The sequence below is a fragment of the Rhizobium sp. BK313 genome (assembly GCF_014193655.1).
Classification (GTDB): Bacteria; Pseudomonadota; Alphaproteobacteria; order Rhizobiales; family Rhizobiaceae; genus Rhizobium.
Window position 1 is genome coordinate 90,901 of sequence record NZ_JACHZQ010000008.1, and the last position, 16,354, is coordinate 107,254.

16 protein-coding genes and 2 pseudogenes are annotated in these 16,354 nt (G+C 58.9%); 13 read left to right on the plus strand and 5 right to left on the minus strand.

All coding sequences use genetic code 11. From position 1 onward, the window contains the following. The first annotated feature begins 7 nt into the window (after nucleotides 1-7). The gene (locus FHT86_RS30855; protein WP_166656980.1) at nucleotides 8-1,555 is read left to right on the plus strand and encodes an ABC transporter substrate-binding protein; all 1,548 of its coding nucleotides are present in this window, start codon (nucleotides 8-10) and stop codon (nucleotides 1,553-1,555) included. Nucleotides 1,556-1,711: 156 nt separating this feature from the next. Here the strand turns inward: FHT86_RS30855 and FHT86_RS30860 are convergent. After that, nucleotides 1,712-2,418, minus strand: a pseudogene (locus tag FHT86_RS30860) (IS6 family transposase). 49 nt (nucleotides 2,419-2,467) lie between these two features. On the opposite strand from FHT86_RS30860, the gene FHT86_RS38510 reads away from it, so the two are divergent. Next, on the plus strand, nucleotides 2,468-2,869 hold the full coding sequence (locus tag FHT86_RS38510) for an RbsD/FucU domain-containing protein (RefSeq protein WP_133710913.1): 402 nt from the start codon (nucleotides 2,468-2,470) through the stop codon (nucleotides 2,867-2,869). On the opposite strand, the gene FHT86_RS30870 is transcribed toward FHT86_RS38510, so the two are convergent. After that, complete coding sequence (locus FHT86_RS30870; RefSeq protein WP_133710912.1) at nucleotides 2,778-3,773, minus strand: zinc-binding dehydrogenase; 996 nt, start codon at nucleotides 3,771-3,773, stop codon at nucleotides 2,778-2,780. The two genes, FHT86_RS38510 and FHT86_RS30870, sit on opposite strands and share 92 nt — an antisense overlap. An 18-nt stretch (nucleotides 3,774-3,791) precedes the next feature. Between FHT86_RS30870 and FHT86_RS30875 the strand changes: the two genes are divergently transcribed. Beyond that, complete coding sequence (locus FHT86_RS30875) at nucleotides 3,792-4,748, plus strand: LysR family transcriptional regulator (RefSeq protein WP_246779760.1); 957 nt, start codon at nucleotides 3,792-3,794, stop codon at nucleotides 4,746-4,748. A 74-nt stretch (nucleotides 4,749-4,822) separates the two neighbouring features. Here FHT86_RS30875 and FHT86_RS30880 read toward each other — a convergent pair whose 3' ends face one another. After that, nucleotides 4,823-5,422 carry a TetR/AcrR family transcriptional regulator gene (locus FHT86_RS30880; RefSeq protein ID WP_133710910.1) on the minus strand — a complete coding sequence of 200 codons (600 nt, stop codon included), beginning with the start codon at nucleotides 5,420-5,422 and terminating at the stop codon, nucleotides 4,823-4,825. A 138-nt stretch (nucleotides 5,423-5,560) separates the two neighbouring features. On the opposite strand from FHT86_RS30880, the gene FHT86_RS30885 reads away from it, so the two are divergent. The 6 genes from FHT86_RS30885 (at nucleotide 5,561) to FHT86_RS30910 (ending at nucleotide 10,078) form a co-directional block, all read left to right on the plus strand. Continuing rightward, entirely contained in the window at nucleotides 5,561-6,025 is a 465-nt protein-coding gene (locus FHT86_RS30885) for a nuclear transport factor 2 family protein (RefSeq protein WP_133710909.1), read from the plus strand. Between the two features lie 127 nt (nucleotides 6,026-6,152). Continuing rightward, nucleotides 6,153-6,317 carry a zinc-binding dehydrogenase gene (locus FHT86_RS30890; RefSeq protein ID WP_133710908.1) on the plus strand — a complete coding sequence of 55 codons (165 nt, stop codon included), beginning with the start codon at nucleotides 6,153-6,155 and terminating at the stop codon, nucleotides 6,315-6,317. 606 nt (nucleotides 6,318-6,923) lie between these two features. Next, on the plus strand, nucleotides 6,924-7,898 hold the full coding sequence (locus FHT86_RS30895; protein ID WP_133710907.1) for an MBL fold metallo-hydrolase: 975 nt from the start codon (nucleotides 6,924-6,926) through the stop codon (nucleotides 7,896-7,898). Between the two features lie 19 nt (nucleotides 7,899-7,917). After that, nucleotides 7,918-8,379, plus strand: a complete 462-nt coding sequence (locus FHT86_RS30900; protein ID WP_183868974.1) for a tetratricopeptide repeat protein — start codon at nucleotides 7,918-7,920, stop codon at nucleotides 8,377-8,379. 98 nt (nucleotides 8,380-8,477) lie between these two features. Beyond that, nucleotides 8,478-8,921: a DoxX family protein gene (locus FHT86_RS30905; RefSeq protein ID WP_133710906.1), complete on the plus strand. Its 444-nt coding sequence runs from the start codon at nucleotides 8,478-8,480 to the stop codon at nucleotides 8,919-8,921. 50 nt (nucleotides 8,922-8,971) lie between these two features. Next, the gene (locus FHT86_RS30910; protein WP_133710905.1) at nucleotides 8,972-10,078 is read left to right on the plus strand and encodes a LysR family transcriptional regulator; all 1,107 of its coding nucleotides are present in this window, start codon (nucleotides 8,972-8,974) and stop codon (nucleotides 10,076-10,078) included. Nucleotides 10,079-10,278: 200 nt separating this feature from the next. On the opposite strand, the gene FHT86_RS30915 is transcribed toward FHT86_RS30910, so the two are convergent. Beyond that, complete coding sequence (locus tag FHT86_RS30915) at nucleotides 10,279-11,130, minus strand: SDR family oxidoreductase (protein WP_133710904.1); 852 nt, start codon at nucleotides 11,128-11,130, stop codon at nucleotides 10,279-10,281. An 18-nt stretch (nucleotides 11,131-11,148) separates the two neighbouring features. After that, nucleotides 11,149-11,568 (minus strand): GlcG/HbpS family heme-binding protein, encoded by a 420-nt coding sequence (locus FHT86_RS30920; protein ID WP_133710903.1) that lies wholly within the window; start codon nucleotides 11,566-11,568, stop codon nucleotides 11,149-11,151. Between the two features lie 237 nt (nucleotides 11,569-11,805). Here FHT86_RS30920 and FHT86_RS38975 point away from each other — a divergent pair. From FHT86_RS38975 to FHT86_RS30935, 4 genes and pseudogenes are all read left to right on the plus strand, one after another. After that, nucleotides 11,806-11,989: pseudogene (locus FHT86_RS38975) on the plus strand (IS3 family transposase); the annotation flags it as partial. A gap of 151 nt (nucleotides 11,990-12,140) precedes the next feature. Then, nucleotides 12,141-12,971 carry a DeoR/GlpR family DNA-binding transcription regulator gene (locus FHT86_RS30925; RefSeq protein WP_133710902.1) on the plus strand — a complete coding sequence of 277 codons (831 nt, stop codon included), beginning with the start codon at nucleotides 12,141-12,143 and terminating at the stop codon, nucleotides 12,969-12,971. Further along, nucleotides 12,958-14,511 carry an alkaline phosphatase family protein gene (locus FHT86_RS30930; protein WP_133710901.1) on the plus strand — a complete coding sequence of 518 codons (1,554 nt, stop codon included), beginning with the start codon at nucleotides 12,958-12,960 and terminating at the stop codon, nucleotides 14,509-14,511. The genes FHT86_RS30925 and FHT86_RS30930 overlap by 14 nt, the downstream gene beginning before the upstream one ends. A 142-nt stretch (nucleotides 14,512-14,653) precedes the next feature. Continuing rightward, nucleotides 14,654-16,300, plus strand: coding sequence for an ABC transporter substrate-binding protein (locus FHT86_RS30935; RefSeq protein WP_133710900.1), 1,647 nt, complete (start codon nucleotides 14,654-14,656; stop codon nucleotides 16,298-16,300). Nucleotides 16,301-16,354 lie beyond the last annotated feature (54 nt).

The window sequence follows — 16,354 nt, forward strand, 5'->3', positions numbered from 1 at the left end:
AAGTTTCATGCATCCCAAATCGCATTTCCCCACATCCGTCCTTGCCCGCACGCTGGCGGCGCTCACGATCGGCCTCCTCGTCTCCGTGGCCGGCAACATGGCCTCGGCCGCCGAGATAAAGGACGGCGGCGACCTGCGAGCCGCGCTGACCGGCGAACCAGACGTGCTTGATCCGGCTACCTCGTCGATCTATACGGGCGCTCAAGTCTACGAAGGCATCTTCAGCAAGCTGATCGACATCGACGCCTCCGGCAAGTTCGTCCCCGATCTCGCCACAGCCTGGACACAGGTCGATCCGAAGACCTGGAAGTTCACGCTGGTCGACAACGCCACCTTCCATAACGGCGAGAAATTCACCTCGGCCGACGTGAAATATACCTTCGAGCGCATCCTCGACCCCAAAACGGCCAGTGCCTATGCCGGGCTCTATGCGCAGATCGGTTCGGTCGACGCGCCCGATGCGAAAACGGTCGTCTTCCATCTGAAATCGCCCTTCGGACCTTTTCTGACCAACATTGCCACCAATGGCGAGATCGTCAATCAGAAGGCGATCGAGAGCGGTGATCCGGCGCGCAAGCCCGTCGGCACCGGTCCGTTCGAATTCGTCGAATGGGTGCAGGGCGACCATATCGCCCTCAAAAAGAACCCGAACTATTTCAAGAAGGGCCTGCCGCATCTCGATTCGGTCACCTTCAAGTTCCTGCCGGTCGACCAGAGCCGCATCGACGGCCTCTCCGCCGGCGAACTCGACTGGGTCGATGCCATCCCATTGCAGCAGGTGGCAACGCTGAAGAGCGATCCGCGCTTCACCTATGTGTCGGACGCTGTCGCCGGCATTCCTGATTATGTCGGCCTCAACACCAAGAAGCCGCCCTTCGACAACGAGAAAGTCCGGCAGGCGGTCGCATTGGCGGTCAACCGCGCCGACATTCGAGACGTCGCCTATCTCGGTACCGGCGAACTCGGGCTCACCGAAATGCCGACGGGCTCGAAATGGTACGACGAGCAGGGCCTGTTCGCGCCGAAGCAGGATATTGCCAAGGCCAAGGAACTGATGAAGGAAGCCGGCTATGCCAACGGCGTGAAGGTCGAATACCTTGGTCTGCCGCAATATCCGGAACTGTTGAAGACCGGCCAGGTGTTGCGCGACGAGCTTAAGCAGATCGGCATCGACATGGAGATCAAGCAGGTCGACGTCTCCGTCTGGTACGATGCCTTCTCCAAGGGCAGCTATCAGATCACCAGCGCCTATCAGGAACGGACGATCGATCCGGACAATTTCTACTCGCTGGTACTGAAATCAGGCGGCCCGATCAACTCCGTCAACTATTCCAACAAGGAAGTCGACGCGCTGATCGACAAAGCGGCAGCGAGCGATAACGAGGCCGAGCGCAAAGGCCTCTATGGGCAGATCCGCACGATCACCAGCAAGGATTCGCCGCTGGTTTTTGTGCACTACGAGACCCTGCACTATCTGATGAACACCAACGTGACCGGCTCGCGCATCACGCCAACGCTCAGCCTGCACATGGAGAACATCGGCTTTACCGAGTAAGGGAGCCGCCAACATTTGGACAAGACCGACGGCTGGCTTCGTAAACTCCGGTTGTTTTTGTGTTGACTTCAGATTCATGGGAAGTGGCCGACATAGGGCACTGTAAAGTTATCGGCCTTGGGTTAAAATGCGGCACGAGGTCTGTGATCAAGCGACCTACAGATGGGCGATCCCACGCCACATCTGCATCGCGGCCGCTCGCAGCTCGCGATAATGGCCAGAAGGAATGTCGTGGCGCGGAACATGAAACAGGTTGGCGATCGGGTCGTGGATGGAAACGAAGCGTTGAAGCTGTCGTGATGATTTGAAGCGTTTCATGATCCGCTCACGCCGTCGGATGGGTTGATGGGAATTCTCCGCCCGATTGTTCAGCCCTTTGTGAGAACGGTGCTCGACGCCGGGCATGATCTCCCGCTTCGCCGCATCATAGGATCGAAGCTTATCGGTGATCATGACGCGCGGGGTAGAACCTTGCCCTTTCAGAAGCTTGCGCATCAAACGCTTTGCGGCCTTGGCATTACGGCGGCTTTGGACCAGAACGTCGACGACGAAACCATCCTGATCCACGGCGCGCCAGAGCCAGTGTTTCTTTCCCCGAACGGTGATGACGACCTCGTCGAGGTACCATTTGTCACCGAGCCTACCGCTGATCGCTTGCGGATATCATTGGCGAAGCGCCTGCCGAATTTCTCGGCCCACAGTCTTACGGTTTGGTGAGAGACGATGACACCACGGGCTGCCAGCATATCCTCGACCATCCGTAGGCTGAGCGGAAACCGGAAATAGAGCCATACGGCATGGGCAATCACCTCCGCCGGAAACCGGTGACGACGATAGAGAGGATCACGTGCAGATCTGGTCATGCCGCCAGATCCCACATTTTGATCGATGCTCGGTTAACGTTACAGTGCCATGGCGGGTTCTTCCTTGGCACCGTCATTTCCGACGGCAAGTCCGATTGGTCCGACTCGCGATCCTGAATCCGCATCGGGTAGGTTCCGGAATTCAAGAGCGACCCGGCGCATTCGGCAATCCAGCGCGCTTGAGGCGCGGCCGGGTCAACCGATGAAGCTGACCCGCATAGAACGCTTCGCCTTCTACGAACGCGCCAAGGAAGCCTTCGCGGCAATTTCCACCGGTGAGGCGCTCTTCTACGGCAACATCATCATCCGCAAGGGGACAGCAAAGGGTCCTTGTCGTCGCGACCTCGCTATTTTCACCGTCAATCGATGGTCAGGACGAACTTGCCGGTCGTTATTCCCGACTCGAGGCGTCGATGAGCTTCAGAGGCCGCTTCTAGTGGCAGCTCCGTGATCTGTGGGTGCAATAGGTCTCTCGCAAGGAGGTCGAAAACTTTCGACAGGTCAGCGTTAAACGCCTGTGGCGCGCTATTAAAATAGGTGTAGATGTCGCTCAATCGCACGGCGACGGATTTCTGGAAATGCTTGGCGAAATCGTCGGCAAATGTCCCGGCCGGCAAGCCGCCGAGGAAGCCGAAGATCACGGCCGTGCCGAAAGGCGCCAAGGTTTCGAGATCGGTCGCGAGAGTGTTGCCGGAAATCGGGTTCAGCGACAGATTCACCCCGCGACCCCGTGTAATCTCGTTCACGCGCTCGACCGGCTGTTCCCTGCTTCGATCGATCACATGATCTGCGCCCAGCGCGCGTACGAAATCCATCTTTTCGCTGCGGACGGAGGCAATAGTGGTCAAACCCAAGTATCTGGCGATTTGAAGGATCATTGTTCCAACACCACCCGCGGCCGCATGCACCAACACGGTGTTACCCGCCTTGGCCTGACCTAGATTGACCAGCATGTGCCAGGCGGTGACCGCATTTACAGGAATGGCCGCAGCGGCGGAAAAACTCATTGTGTCGGCAATGCGGGTAACGTAGGGCGCGGCAATCACGGAATGGCTCCCATATCCTCCCGCTCCGATCGGCCCCATCCATGCCACACGGTCGCCTCTGGCGACACCGCTGACACCCTCGCCCACGGCCTCAACAATCCCCGCGCCTTCAACACCGAGCACATGCGGAAGCGCCGGCATCGACTCCTTGGCGAGGCTGCCGCGACGGATGAGAGTGTCGATGAAATTAACCGCGCTGGCTTGGTTACGGATCAAGACTGTCCCCTCAGTGACCTTCGGAGTCGGGACCTCACTTTTGAAAAGTATTTCGGGGGCACCAGTTTCCCCAATCACGATGGCATAAGACATTCCAGCTTCCTCTTGGTGATGGAGGACCGTTACCACCCGCCAGCTGATGTGATAATATACCGATCTGGGAGATATTGTTCTAATGGCAGGATAATGATCTACAACGACCTTGCTCTTTTTACCGCGGTGGCACGGACCTTGAGCTTCTCATCTGCTGCCGGCGCATCCGGAATTCCCCTTAGTCGCGTCAGTCGCCGCATCGCCGAGCTGGAACAGCGCCTGGGCGTCAGGTTGTTCGAGCGGACGACCCGTCAGGTACGGCTTACAGAAGAGGGCCGGCATTTGCTGGACCATTGTCAGGGTGCGATCGAAGCCTTGGAGAACATTGCGAGTTTCGCGGCGGATACACAGCAACAGGTCATCCGAATTACGGCTCCTCCGCTTGCGGCGCGCACCACTATCGGATCGCATCTGCTCGAATTCGCCACACAAAATCCGCAAATCGTCATCGACCTAACGACAACCAACACGATGTTGGATTTCTACCGCGATAATATCGATTTGGCTTTTCGGCTTGGACCGCTTCACGACTCGAGTCTGGTGGCGCGGTGGCTATGGTCGGTCCCTTATTGTTTTTGCGCCGGACCGGCGTTTTTGGCGAAATACCATATCTCCGGCCCGATTCCGCTTGATGGGCTGCTTGACCTACCCGCAATCGTTTCTCGCCAGGCTTGGATCCTCGACAGCGGAAAGACTGTTCGACCAATGCAGATTGCGCACGAACTCGATGATCTCGATCTGATACGCGAGGCCGCTCGTCGCAATATGGGAGTCGCCATGTTGCCGCGAGACATGGTGGATGGGACCATACAGGAGCTGGCCGTCCTGAACGTAGCACCGCTGCAACGGGAAATGTTTGCCGTCTATCCGAGCAGCCGCTTGCTACCTGCCCGGGTTCGGAAGCTGGTAGAGCACATGGCGTCAGCCAGACACCGACGGCCTTCGGCCCTCGCAGATCCGACCTCGCGTGCGTAATAGAGAACCACGCAGCAGCGTCTCCCTTGTGGATCTTTGACAAGCGTGGCCGGACCCAGTCGTCGTCTTTCGGCTCAGCGGATTTCTCGAGCCTGACCGGATTTCGCCAGCAATCTTTCGACACCACGCCGCGCCATTGCGAAATCCTCTTCGCTCCCCTCCCCGCGAGCGATATTTGCAGCACCTTGAAAGGCAAGAATGTCGAAGACCAATTGTTCGACATCAGTTTCCGCTGGGAGTTCGCCCGCCTTGATGGTTGCATGGGCAGCCGCCCGAAGATGGGAGCGCCAGCGTGCGCGGTGGTCGTGGACCGATGCACGAACTGCGCCCTCCCTTGCTCGATATTCGGTCGCTGCGGCGGTGACCAGGCACCCCCCGGGAAGAGAACTGTCCGAGACCAGATCGAACCAGGCATCACATAGAGCATGAAGGCGATTGGGGGCAGCGGAATAGCGCTGCAGTCCTTGTTCAATACCCGCAGAAAAGCTGTCCGCGGCGGCATTGAGCGTCTGCAGCTGAAGGCCCTGCCGGTCTTCAAAAAGAACTTGAAGTGTGCTTTTAGCGATCTTGCTGGCAGCCGCAACCTTGCCGAACGTCAGGCCTTCAAGGCCCTCAATAGCGGCGATTGACATGGCGAATTGAAGCACGCGGGTACGTGATTTTTCGCCGCGCAATCGCCGACCATCCACGTCACCGCTTTTTGTCTCACTGATGTCCATCTTAAATATCTATACGTCCGTTCGTACGTATTCAAGTTGACATTCACTGTCAAAAACTATACGTACGACCGTATATATTTTGAGGAGCTTTCAATGATCGATCGTCCAGACGTGTCCGCCGCTGCCTACACAGCACCCACGCAGCAACAGCTCGCCGCAGCGCAAGATCTTGTGCGGCGCTTTGCAGCGCGATGGGCAAGGCCTAATGCGGAATCTCTCTACGATCTGATGCATCCCGACACGCAGAACCTAATCCCGCCAATGAAGGAGCCTGCTGATCGCGAAGGCGTCGTGGCGCATTTTCGGGCGGTGCTTCAAAGACTTCCCGACCTGCAGATCGAGGTCATCCGATGGGCGGCGACTGGCGATGCCGTGCTCCTTGAATGGAAAGCAACCGCTTCAGTCGCCGGCCAGCCGTTGTCCTGGACTGGCGTTGATCGATTCAACATCCGCGGCGATCGCATGTATGAAGCAAGAGTGTATTGGGATACCCGAGGCGTTGCTGAAAAAATAGCCGAGGCGATCGAAAACGCCCGCTCCGCCGCCAGCAACACCTAGCACAAGCCAAGTCTTCCATTGACCTGATTGCCGATGGCTAGAGCAGGCTTACTGGCGGAACCGGAACGATGACCCTGGAACAGTTAACCGCGGCAATCGAGCGTCTTCAAAGCCCGCCGGGGATTGAATGGCAGCTGGCTTCGGTCTTCAATCCAAGCCCAACGACAAGGCATATCGATTGCAAGATCTGAAGCCGGTGATCGGCCGGGTCTTTCCCTGGACAGGCGTTGAAGATGCGATGCGTTATTTTGCGGCCGGCTCAAACTTCGGCAAAGTGCTGCTGCAATTGTGACGAATCCGTTTGCCTTAGTCTACTTTCGCCTGAAATTCATGACGCTCACAATTCCTGGCGCCCGCTATCCCGACCGATCATGCTCCGGCTTGAACAGTCAGACCCGGCCACTCCCACTGATTGACCACATCCGCTCCGATTGCCCGTAAGGGCTGACGTTCCGGGTAGCAACCGAAGCCCATTCGCTCCTCGATGGCGGACGATTACCTTTGCCGCATGACATTGACGATGACAACGCCGAGGATTGCCATGATACCGCCGGCTGCACCGACCACCGAAGGGGCCTCGCCTAGCCGAGCTTCTGTCTGCATCTTTCAGCCCCGTCAGCAGCCGAATTACGCATGAGCCCGGCTCGATTGAGGAATGCCTTTCTGTTCACTGAGATCAGCACGGTCTCTATTCAAAACCGCCGCAATTTACGTGCGGAGGCGCGCTGTAAGAAGCGGCGCCAAAACAAATAACGATTTCATTTCAACAGTTTAAAAAAACAATGCATGGACGAGGGAATAACTGCGGGCGACGGGCGATCTTCTTTGGCAGTGGGGGACGACAAACTGCTGCCTCCTCCGCCTGGCTCCCAAGCCATAACCTCAAGGAGATACTGCGATGTTAAACATGACCCGCCGCGCAGTCCTGGGCACGGCTGCCGCGGCTGCGGCTTTCGGCCTGAATTCGAAGCTGGAATTTGCCCTGCCAGCCATGGCCGCAACGCCGCTCGAGCCGGCCGTCGGCCACTACAAATACAAGGTTGGATCGATCGAGATCACCGCCGTCTATGACGGTATCTGGCGCAAGCCGCACGATCCCGCCTTCATCAAGAATGCTTCTATCGACGATACCAAAGAGGCGCTTGCCAAGGCTGGTCTCACAACGGAATTCATGCCGATCCCGCTCACCGTCGTCGTCCTCAATGTCGGCGGCAAGCTGATCATGATGGATGCGGGCTCGGGCGTCGGCCAGTGGCAGACGAATGCCACGCATCTGCCGGCCAACATGGCCGCGGCCGGCATCGACTACAAGAAGATCGACACGATCATGATCTCGCATTTCCACCCGGACCACGTATGGGGCCTGATGGAAAAGGGGACGAACGCGCCGGTCTTCCCGAATGCCGAGCTGATCGTCAATGCCTACGAATACAATTGGTGGACCGATCCCGGCCGCGTCGACAAGCTCGCAGAAGGTCGCAAGGACGCCGGCCGGCGCATCGCCGCGAACTTTCCGAAATGGAAGAACTGGCGGCTGGTCGACGACGGCGCGCAGGTGGCGCCGGGCATCCAGCTTGTCTCGGCTCCCGGCCACACGCCCGGCCATTCCGTCTATCTGATCGATGCCGGCAGCGAACAGCTGATGGTATCCGCCGACATCATGTACGTCCCGGCGCTGCTTGCCCCGCACCCGGAATGGGAGGGCAGCTACGACCAGGACGGGCCGATGGCGGTAGCGACGCGGCGCAAGCTCATCGACCGTGTCATTGCCGACAATATCAAAATCTGTGGTTCGCATTTCCCGTTCCCTGGTTCCGGCACCTTCGTAAAGGACGGCAACAGCTACGGGTTCACCCCGATGGTTCAAGCATAGCGCTAGAGGAATTACGATCATGATGAAATACGCCATTCTCGGTTTCGTCGGCCTGTGCGCCGTCGCGATTACCCCTGCAGCAACCGCCAGCCTCGCCTTTGCCGTCGATGACATGGAATCGACGGACGCGCCGGATCTCACCTCCGTTCGCGCCAAGATCGACGCCAAGGATTATGCCGGCGCGCTCGCCGAGCTTCGCGACCTCGCCGAGGATCATCAGCAGGCCGATGTCTACAATCTCATGGGCTTCACGCTGCGCAAGACCGGCGACTTCAAGACCTCGCTGACCTACTACACCAAGGCCCTGGAACTGCAGCCCGATCACAAGGGCGCGCACGAATATCTCGGCGAACTCTATGTCGAGACCGGCGACATGCCGAAGGCGAAGGAACAACTTGCCGCTTTGACCAAGCTTTGCCCAAGCGGCTGCGAAGAGTTGGATGACCTCTCCAAGTCGATCGCAGCAAAGGGCACTAACTAGGGCGGGGCGTCGCCCCGGTCGAGCGGTGCTTCCGGTTATCTCCTCGGCCGGAGGCGCCGCTGGGGGCGCCCGTTCCTTTGCACCAAAGGGAGGACATGATGGACGCTATTCCTAGAAGGCTGTGTATGACCGATCTCATTCTTCTTCTCGGCAGGCTGCTGCTGTCTCTGATCTTTCTGCACGAGAGCCTGTCGCTTGCAACCAGCCTTTCTGCGACGCTGGCAGGTTTCTCAAAACTCGGGCTGCCTGCCCCGATGGTGCTTGCCGTCATCGCACTTCAGCTTGGCGCCGGTCTGTCTATTGCGACGGGCCTTTTTTCCCGGTTGGGCGCCGTCGCTTTGGCACTCTTCTGTCTCGCAACCGCCCTTCTCTTCCACACGAACCTCACCAACCAGAACGAATTGCTGCACTTCGAGAAGGATCTGGCAATCGCCGGCGGCATGTTCGTTCTTGCCATTTCAGGCGCCGGATCGCTCTCGATCGGCCGCCTGATCTCGAGGCGGTCGAAAAACCTTCCCGCCTGGGTCACAGCGCTGCTCTGAAGCAGGCTGATCCATCGCCACGCTCAATCGTGATCCGGAGCGACCGTCTGATGAGGGTATCTTGGGACGATTTTCGCATCGTCAAGGCAATTGGCGAGACGGGAAGTCTAGCCGCCGCCGCGTCAATTCTTGCTGTTAACACCTCGACAATGGCGCGGCGCTTGACACAAATAGAGGCCAGCTTAGGAGTTGCGCTCTTCGAACGGCGTAGAACCGGCTATGTGGCGACGACGGCGGGGGCAGAAGTGCTTGCGCTCGCCGACCGGCTCGAACTTGATATTGTGAGCATCATCCAGCGGGTCTGTGGCCAAGCTCAACAGTATGCTGGCAACTTGAGAATTGCCTCAAGCGATTCTCTAGCCCTACATTTCTTGACCCCGATAATCGCCGATTTCCGGAAGATTTATCCAGCCATTGCCATAAGTCTTGTCATTGGCAACAGGCCGCTCAATTTGGCGCGCGGCGAAGCCGATGTTGTCTTGAGGTCCACTGACGCGCCGCCAGAAAGTCTTGTTGGCAAGAAGGTCTCTGCAATTGGCTGGGCAGCCTACGGCTGCAAAGAGAACTGGGGTGATGGTTTTGCGTCCTGTCAGCAACTTCGTGCATCCGACTGGATATCCTACGGCGGCTCGCTATCTGGCCTTAAAGCAAACGAGTTGATTGAAGGCCGCATTTCCCAGCATAAGATTGGCTATCAATGCGATTCCGTGGAAGGAGTCGCTGCAGCCATTGCTGCGAATATTGGGATTGGCTATTTGCCATGTATGATTGGGGATATCCATCCAAGCCTCACACGGATTGGTGTTATCGAACCATCCCTGTCGTCCCCTCTCTGGCTTTTGACTCACCCTGATATCCGCAAGGTGCCACGCGTTCATGCGTTTATGACCTTTTGCGCCACCTATCTCACAAAGCATCGGACCACGATTGAGGGAACCTGCGGGAAGCCGGCTGTAGACCTTCTGAGTGAGTGCAATCGGGCTTTTTGTTCCGGCGGTAACGAGCAAGCCAATGCAAAAATCTCGTCGGGAACTCACCAAGCCGCAAATGAGCGGCCGCTTGTTCACGACAGACAGGCGATGGATCTGGATAGCGGACTCTACGGAGGATCGCTCTTGAGCCCCAGCGCAGCCATGCGCTGCAATATGAAGGGGTAGGTCCTTTGATCCCGCGGTAGCTTGCAGCCAGAGGCAATGCCAAGGACGTTTCCCATTTGACCCACCTCGCCGTTCCTCAGCTTTAATGAACAGCGGTGGACGCTGATGCCAACAGGACAAGCCTTGCTATACGCACAGGCTTGTCCTAACTAACGGCCGCAAAGTGGTATGACTTTATGGATTTACTGCTCCGGGAACACCTAACTCGATCCGACGAGCGTCTCCGGTTTCAAATCATAGGATTGTTGGACGAGACCATCTCTTGTTCCAAGACCGTCAGCAACCTTCCGGTTCCAGATCTGCTGTGACTGTTCTCGCACGCCTCCGGCAAGGTCAGGTGCCACTACGTTGCGGAAGAGCTGCGACGCGCCGGTGATTACGTCCACGATGCTGCTGAACGCCATCGACGGTTCGAATTGTTCGAACGGAAAGGCAAGCTTATCGTAGTCGAATACCCGAGTGGCCGGATCGTCGTTCCAGTCTTTCGGCGTCAGGAATCCGGCATCGTTGAACCCGGTCAGGTAAGGCCCTGGATTGATGACCGCGACCTGCACGCCGAATTCCTGCAATTCCATCGCCATCGTTTCCGCGATCGCCTCCAGCGCATGCTTCGACGCTGCATAGGTGCCGACGAAGGGGCCGCACAGGATGCCGACGACCGAAGACATGAAGATGATCTTACCGCTTTTCCGAGCGATCATCTTCTTTGCGATGCCCTGGGTCAGGAGCATAGGGCCGACCACGTTGACTTCGAATTGTCGGCGAATGTTCTCGGCAGGAATATCGACGATGGCGCCGCCCTCGATGATGCCGGCACCGTTGACGAGTATGTCGACATCCCAGGACATGGCACGCCGGCGGTCGCCTTCCTTCGTAACGTCGATCTTTTCGATGCGCAGATTGACGCCCCGCTGCTTCGCCTGGATTTCGAGCGCTCTCTGCTGCGGATAGATTTCGACCCCGGCGATGACGTCATAGCCGCGAGCAGCAAGCTCCAGCGCAGCGCCATTGTTGAGGCCGCTGCCCGCGCCAGTAATCAATATCGTTGTCATGAATTGCCTCCAGACAGACTAGTTGCTCGAAACGGGCTTCGCCGCCGCGCGTGCGACATCATCGTCCTGAGCGCCGTTGCCGCCGCTCGCGCCCACCGCGCCAACCACTTTCCCGTCTACGATGATAGGCACTCCACCCGGAAAGATAATGGCGCGGCCGCCAAGACCGTTGGCAATGCCATAGAAATCGCCGCCCGGCTGGGCGATCGTGGCGATGAAGCCTGTCGCGAGCCGAGTGGAGACTGAGGTATACGCCTTGTTGTATGCAAGCTCGACGCTGGACAGTGAGGCTCCATCCATTCGTGCTTGCGCAACGGTTGTTCCTCCAACATCGACAACACAAATCGTGCTCGGCGATTCAATGGCCTTTGCTCGGGCGATGCCCGCCTGGATCACCAGGTTCGCCTCTTCCAGACCGAGGGACTTGAGGAAGATCATTGTCTGCTCCATTCAGTTATCAGGTCAATCGTTGCACTCTTCCGAGAGGTCATTAGCCCCGGCAAAAAGCGTGATGCAGACACGGCCTGCGACCGGATTTACGACCGCGTGGTTTTGGTCAGCTGGGGCAGTATGAACGTCGGCAAGTCTTAAATTCAAACGGCAATAGTGCAGAGATTTTAACGCAGAAGTGCGGATGGAGACGGAGTATTGATGGACGTATCTCTCCGGCTCTAAGACGAGAACGCTCGGTTGAAGCGGATCGCCGCAGATCTGGCGCTGGACCGCGAAATGTTGCAGGACGTTGTCCGCTGAAAGCTCCTAGGCCTACTCGGAGGCGAGAAGTGGTGAAGCAGTTCGGCGATTGGATGATCTTGATCCGGTGTACCTGTGGGCGTTGAACTTCGATCGGTCCACCTATCAGAGCTGGGGTGCACCAAACCATGCCCCCAGCTGCGCGCAAATGTGGTACTTTGTGTGAGTTTATGGGTGTACGAAAAAACATCAAAAAAGCGTCACAGCAGTGAAATATTGACGCCCTAGAAAATGCTCACCATCAAAGTGAGCCTTTCATGTCCAAGGTCCCTGCAGCAGGCCGCCACCAGACCATCATTCGCCTCATCAATGGCGGGGGCGGCATGTCGATCAGCGCGATTGCAGAGACCTTCGGCGTTTCTACCGAGACGATCCGGCGCGATCTCGTGGCGCTGGAGCGTGGCGGGTCGCTGCAGCGGGTCTATGGCGGGGCCATTCCGTCCGGGCGCGAAGCAGCGCTCGACGAGCGCATGAACATGGAGCGGGCGGCGAAGCAGGCGATCGGTAATCTCGTTGCCGCGATGATCGAGCCGGACCAGTGGATGTTCATGACCGGCGGCAGCTCGGTTCTTGCCGTGGCGCAAGCCATGCGCAACGGGCCGCCGGTGTCGGTGATGACAAATATGCCAGCGATTGGCGATGCGCTGCAGGCTGGGGCTCGTCATCGTGTGATCCTGACGGGCGGCGAATATGATTCCACGAGCAAGACGCTTAATGGCGACGAGGTCTTCGAGGCGATCCGCAATTGCAGCTTCGACGTTTCAGTCATCGGCGTCTACGGGCTCGACGCCGATCACGGTCTTGTCGAGCGCAGCAAGCACAACATGCAGCTCAAGACCCGGCTCGCCGCACAAAGCCGCGCCAACATCTATGTCGCCGACCATACGAAGATCGGCGCCTTCGGGCGTTATCGCAGCATTCCCTTTGCCGAAATCGAGACTTTCGTTACCGACAAACCGCTGGCAGAGCCCTTCGCGGAGCTTCTGAGCGAGGCCGGAGCAAGCGTTCTCTACGCTGATCATTTTGTGGAGAGCACTGACGGCGCCCAGCCCCAATCAACCGAGGAAAAGGTCAATGAAAAAGACTGATGTGCGCCATGTCATCGTGCTTGGCGTCGACGGTCTGCGCCCCGACATGATCAATGCGCAGACGATGCCCAATCTCGCAGCGATGAAGGCGCGAGGCGTGTCGAGCAGGGATCACCGCACAGTGTTTCCAAGCGAGACGCGTGGCGCGTTGACGGCGCTTGCAAGCGGTGCGCGGCCGGAGACGACGGGCATTCTCGGCAACGAGTTCTATTCCCGCGACGGATCGGGCAGGCTGACCGGCACAGACACCGTCCATGACTGGCGCGCCGGGGACCGGCGGCTCGTTGGCGGCATGGTGACGGCGACGAACCTATCGGAAACGCTCTCCAAGAGCGGCCGCTCGTTCGCTGTCGTCAACTCCAGCGGTCAGGGATCCTTTACGGCACTGAATTGGAAAGGCGCCGACTGGGGCCAGACCGGCTACAATGTTCGTCACCCGGCGATCGCCTTCCCGCCCGAACTGGCCGTCGATATCGCCGAGGAGCACAAGGTCCCGGCAGACGGTTTCGATCGCGGTGCCGAACGAAAGGCCGTGGCCGCCTTCACGCAGACCGTCTGGCCGGCAAAGAAGCCGGCAGCTGCAATCATCTGGCTGACGGAAGTCGACAGCGCCTCGCACCGTTATGGCCTCGGCGCCGAAGGCATGCTTGCCTCGATGCGGGATTGCGATGCGGCGATCGGCGACCTCCTCGAATGGCGCGACCGCCAGCCAGAGCGCGACGGGATCGTCATTTTCGTCACGTCCGATCATGGTCACTCCAGCATCGCGACGTTCATCTCCGTCGGCGAGGTGTTGAAGGAGGCCGGCATCTCGGCGGACCACCGCTTCCACGACGGCGTCGACGTCCTGTATCGCCGCGGCCGCGCGCCCGGCTTCTGGCTGCGCAAACCCGACAAGGGCCTGCTGCAGGGCGTATTCGATGCGCTTTTGGCGCAGCGCTGGTACGGGGCGAGCTTCAGCCGCGCCATCGAGCCGGGTGCTGCCGAAGGCATCATTCCGGGTACTCTGGCGCTGGAACTCAGCGGTGCAGCGCATCGCCGAGCGCCGGACCTCTATATCAACCTCAAGGGCGACGACGATCTCAACGCCTATGGCGTTCCCGGCACCACCTTTTGCGATGCCGGCGGATATGGCGGCACGCCGCTCGGCGGCGGTTCGCATGGCGGCCTGCATGCAACCGAACTTGCCGCCGTGCTGATCGGCGACGGCGCGGGCCTCAAGACTGGCGGCCAGATCATTGCCTCGCGCACCGGCATCTACGACATCGCGCCGACGATCCTCGACCTGCTCGGCATCGAGCCGCCCGCGACGATGACCGGCCGGCCGATGCATGAGCTTTTCGAAGCTGGCGAAGTCGTTCCGGCTCCCGTCGTGACGGAGTTCACGGCGCGGACAGCGGGCAAGGTGTCGCGCATACTGATCGGCTATGTGGGCAGCCATCCCTATGTCGACGAGGCAGATGTGCATATCGAGGGAGAAGCGGATGCCGCGCCCGTCCGGCGCGAGCATCTGAAGGTGCCCGAGTTGCAGGCTAGCTAAGACGATCTTTCAGAAGAGAGCGCGCCGACATTTTTGGCGCGGCCGCGAGATACCGAACGCAGGCTGGAGAGGATCCGGCCTGCCGCCGGCGAAGCCATGCCGCCCGAACGGGCGGTGCCATTTTCCTCACGGAGACATCACCATGACCATTAATCTCAAAAGATTGTCACTGACGTCGGCATTGATTGCCGGCACTTTCCTCAGCTTCAGCGGCATGGCCGCGGCTGAAGATCGCCCAACCATAAACGTCGCCCTGCAGAGCATGGGGACGGCTGGCTCGCTGGACACGACCGACAACAACGGTACCGCCGGCCGCAAATACCAGAACTCCATCTTCGAACAGCTTATCGCGCTCGATCTTTCCGATCCGAACCTCGCCGCCAAGCCCGGCCTTGCGACGGAATGGAAGTGGATTTCTCCTGAGGTTCTCGAGGTCAAGCTGCGTCAGGGCGTCAAGTTCCACAATGGCGACACGATGACCGCGGACGACGTTATCTTCTCGTTCTCGGATGAGCGCTACGGCCTCCTGCCCGAGCAGACCAAGGCCCGCGATGCCGGTCAGGCGACATTCACCCGCGCGGACGGTACCACCGGCATCGTGCCCCCGGCCATCACCGCCGCCAGCCGCGCGTCCGAGTGGCCGCTGCTGCAGTCGGTCGAAAAGGTCGACGACTACACCGTGCGCTTCCATCTGAAGAAGTCAACGCTCGACACCGAAGCCCGTCTCGCCCGCGTCAACTACGCGGCGATCATTTCCAAGCGCGCCTTCCTGAGTGCAAAGTCCTGGCAGGATTTCGCGTTGCATCCGATCGCGACCGGTCCCTACAAGGTCGTCAGCGTCGACCAGGGCTCCGCCATCCATCTGGTTGCCAACGACGACTATTGGAACGGCAAGCCGCCGATCGCCAAGCTGAACTTCCTCGTCGTTCCGGAAGCCGCGAGCCGCATCAACGGCCTGATGTCCGGCGAATACGATATCGTCAGCGATGTCGGCCCGGATCAGGTTCCGCTCATCAAGGGATCGCCGGATTTCGACGTCGTCGGCGGCCCGGTCGCCAACATCCGTTTCATCGCGCTCGATGAGAACAACGGCCCGCTCAAGAACAAGCTGGTGCGCCAGGCCCTGTCGCATTCGATCGATCGCCAGACGATCGTCGATTCGCTGTGGGGCGGCCTGACCGCCGTTCCCCAGGGCTTCCAGCACAAGCTCTTCGGCGACCTCTTCGTCGATGATTTCAAATCGCCGGCCTATGACCCCGAACTGGCGAAAAAGCTGCTCGCCGAATCCGGATACAAGGGCGAGCCGATCACCTATCGCGTCCACAACGACTATTATCCGAACGAGCTCACGGTCGCCCAGTTCGACCTCGACAACCTGCGCAAGATCGGTTTCAACATCGACTTCTCGGTCGTCGACAACCCGAACGACCCGAGCCCCGACCGCATGATGCAGGATCTCTCCAACACCGCCTACTTCGCCTTCCCGGTCTCGCTGCTCGCCAATAATTGCCCGAATGGCGTCTACAACACCAAGACCAACCCCAAGATCGGCATGTGGCAGAACGACGAATTCGACAAGCTCTGCAACGTCCTCAACACCTCGACCGACAAGGCCGAAGTAAAGAAATCCTTCGCCCGCGCCCTTGATATCCTTGAGAATGAGGATCCGGGCCTGATCGTTCTTCACCAGAACGCCATCCTCTACGGCAAGCGCGCCGACATCCAATGGAAGCCGTCCGCGATGTTCGCCATGGATTTCGCTCCCGGCGCTTTCTCGATCAAGAAGTAGGTGATCTCGGGCGGGGCGCTCGTTGCCCCACCCCCTTTCCCGAGGACGTGTTTA

Excerpts from the sequence above, each read along its gene's own strand:
- FHT86_RS30855 (WP_166656980.1), top strand. The coding sequence starts at position 8 with ATGCATCCCAAATCGCATTTCCCCACATCCGTCCTTGCCCGCACGCTG.
- FHT86_RS38510 (WP_133710913.1), top strand. The coding sequence starts at position 2,468 with ATGGCGGGTTCTTCCTTGGCACCGTCATTTCCGACGGCAAGTCCGATT.
- FHT86_RS30870 (WP_133710912.1), bottom strand. The coding sequence starts at position 3,773 with ATGTCTTATGCCATCGTGATTGGGGAAACTGGTGCCCCCGAAATACTT.
- FHT86_RS30875 (WP_246779760.1), top strand. The coding sequence starts at position 3,792 with ATGGAGGACCGTTACCACCCGCCAGCTGATGTGATAATATACCGATCT.
- FHT86_RS30885 (WP_133710909.1), top strand. The coding sequence starts at position 5,561 with ATGATCGATCGTCCAGACGTGTCCGCCGCTGCCTACACAGCACCCACG.
- FHT86_RS30890 (WP_133710908.1), top strand. The coding sequence starts at position 6,153 with ATGGCAGCTGGCTTCGGTCTTCAATCCAAGCCCAACGACAAGGCATAT.
- FHT86_RS30895 (WP_133710907.1), top strand. The coding sequence starts at position 6,924 with ATGTTAAACATGACCCGCCGCGCAGTCCTGGGCACGGCTGCCGCGGCT.
- FHT86_RS30900 (WP_183868974.1), top strand. The coding sequence starts at position 7,918 with ATGATGAAATACGCCATTCTCGGTTTCGTCGGCCTGTGCGCCGTCGCG.
- FHT86_RS30905 (WP_133710906.1), top strand. The coding sequence starts at position 8,478 with ATGGACGCTATTCCTAGAAGGCTGTGTATGACCGATCTCATTCTTCTT.
- FHT86_RS30910 (WP_133710905.1), top strand. The coding sequence starts at position 8,972 with ATGAGGGTATCTTGGGACGATTTTCGCATCGTCAAGGCAATTGGCGAG.
- FHT86_RS30915 (WP_133710904.1), bottom strand. The coding sequence starts at position 11,130 with ATGACAACGATATTGATTACTGGCGCGGGCAGCGGCCTCAACAATGGC.
- FHT86_RS30920 (WP_133710903.1), bottom strand. The coding sequence starts at position 11,568 with ATGATCTTCCTCAAGTCCCTCGGTCTGGAAGAGGCGAACCTGGTGATC.
- FHT86_RS30925 (WP_133710902.1), top strand. The coding sequence starts at position 12,141 with ATGTCCAAGGTCCCTGCAGCAGGCCGCCACCAGACCATCATTCGCCTC.
- FHT86_RS30930 (WP_133710901.1), top strand. The coding sequence starts at position 12,958 with ATGAAAAAGACTGATGTGCGCCATGTCATCGTGCTTGGCGTCGACGGT.
- FHT86_RS30935 (WP_133710900.1), top strand. The coding sequence starts at position 14,654 with ATGACCATTAATCTCAAAAGATTGTCACTGACGTCGGCATTGATTGCC.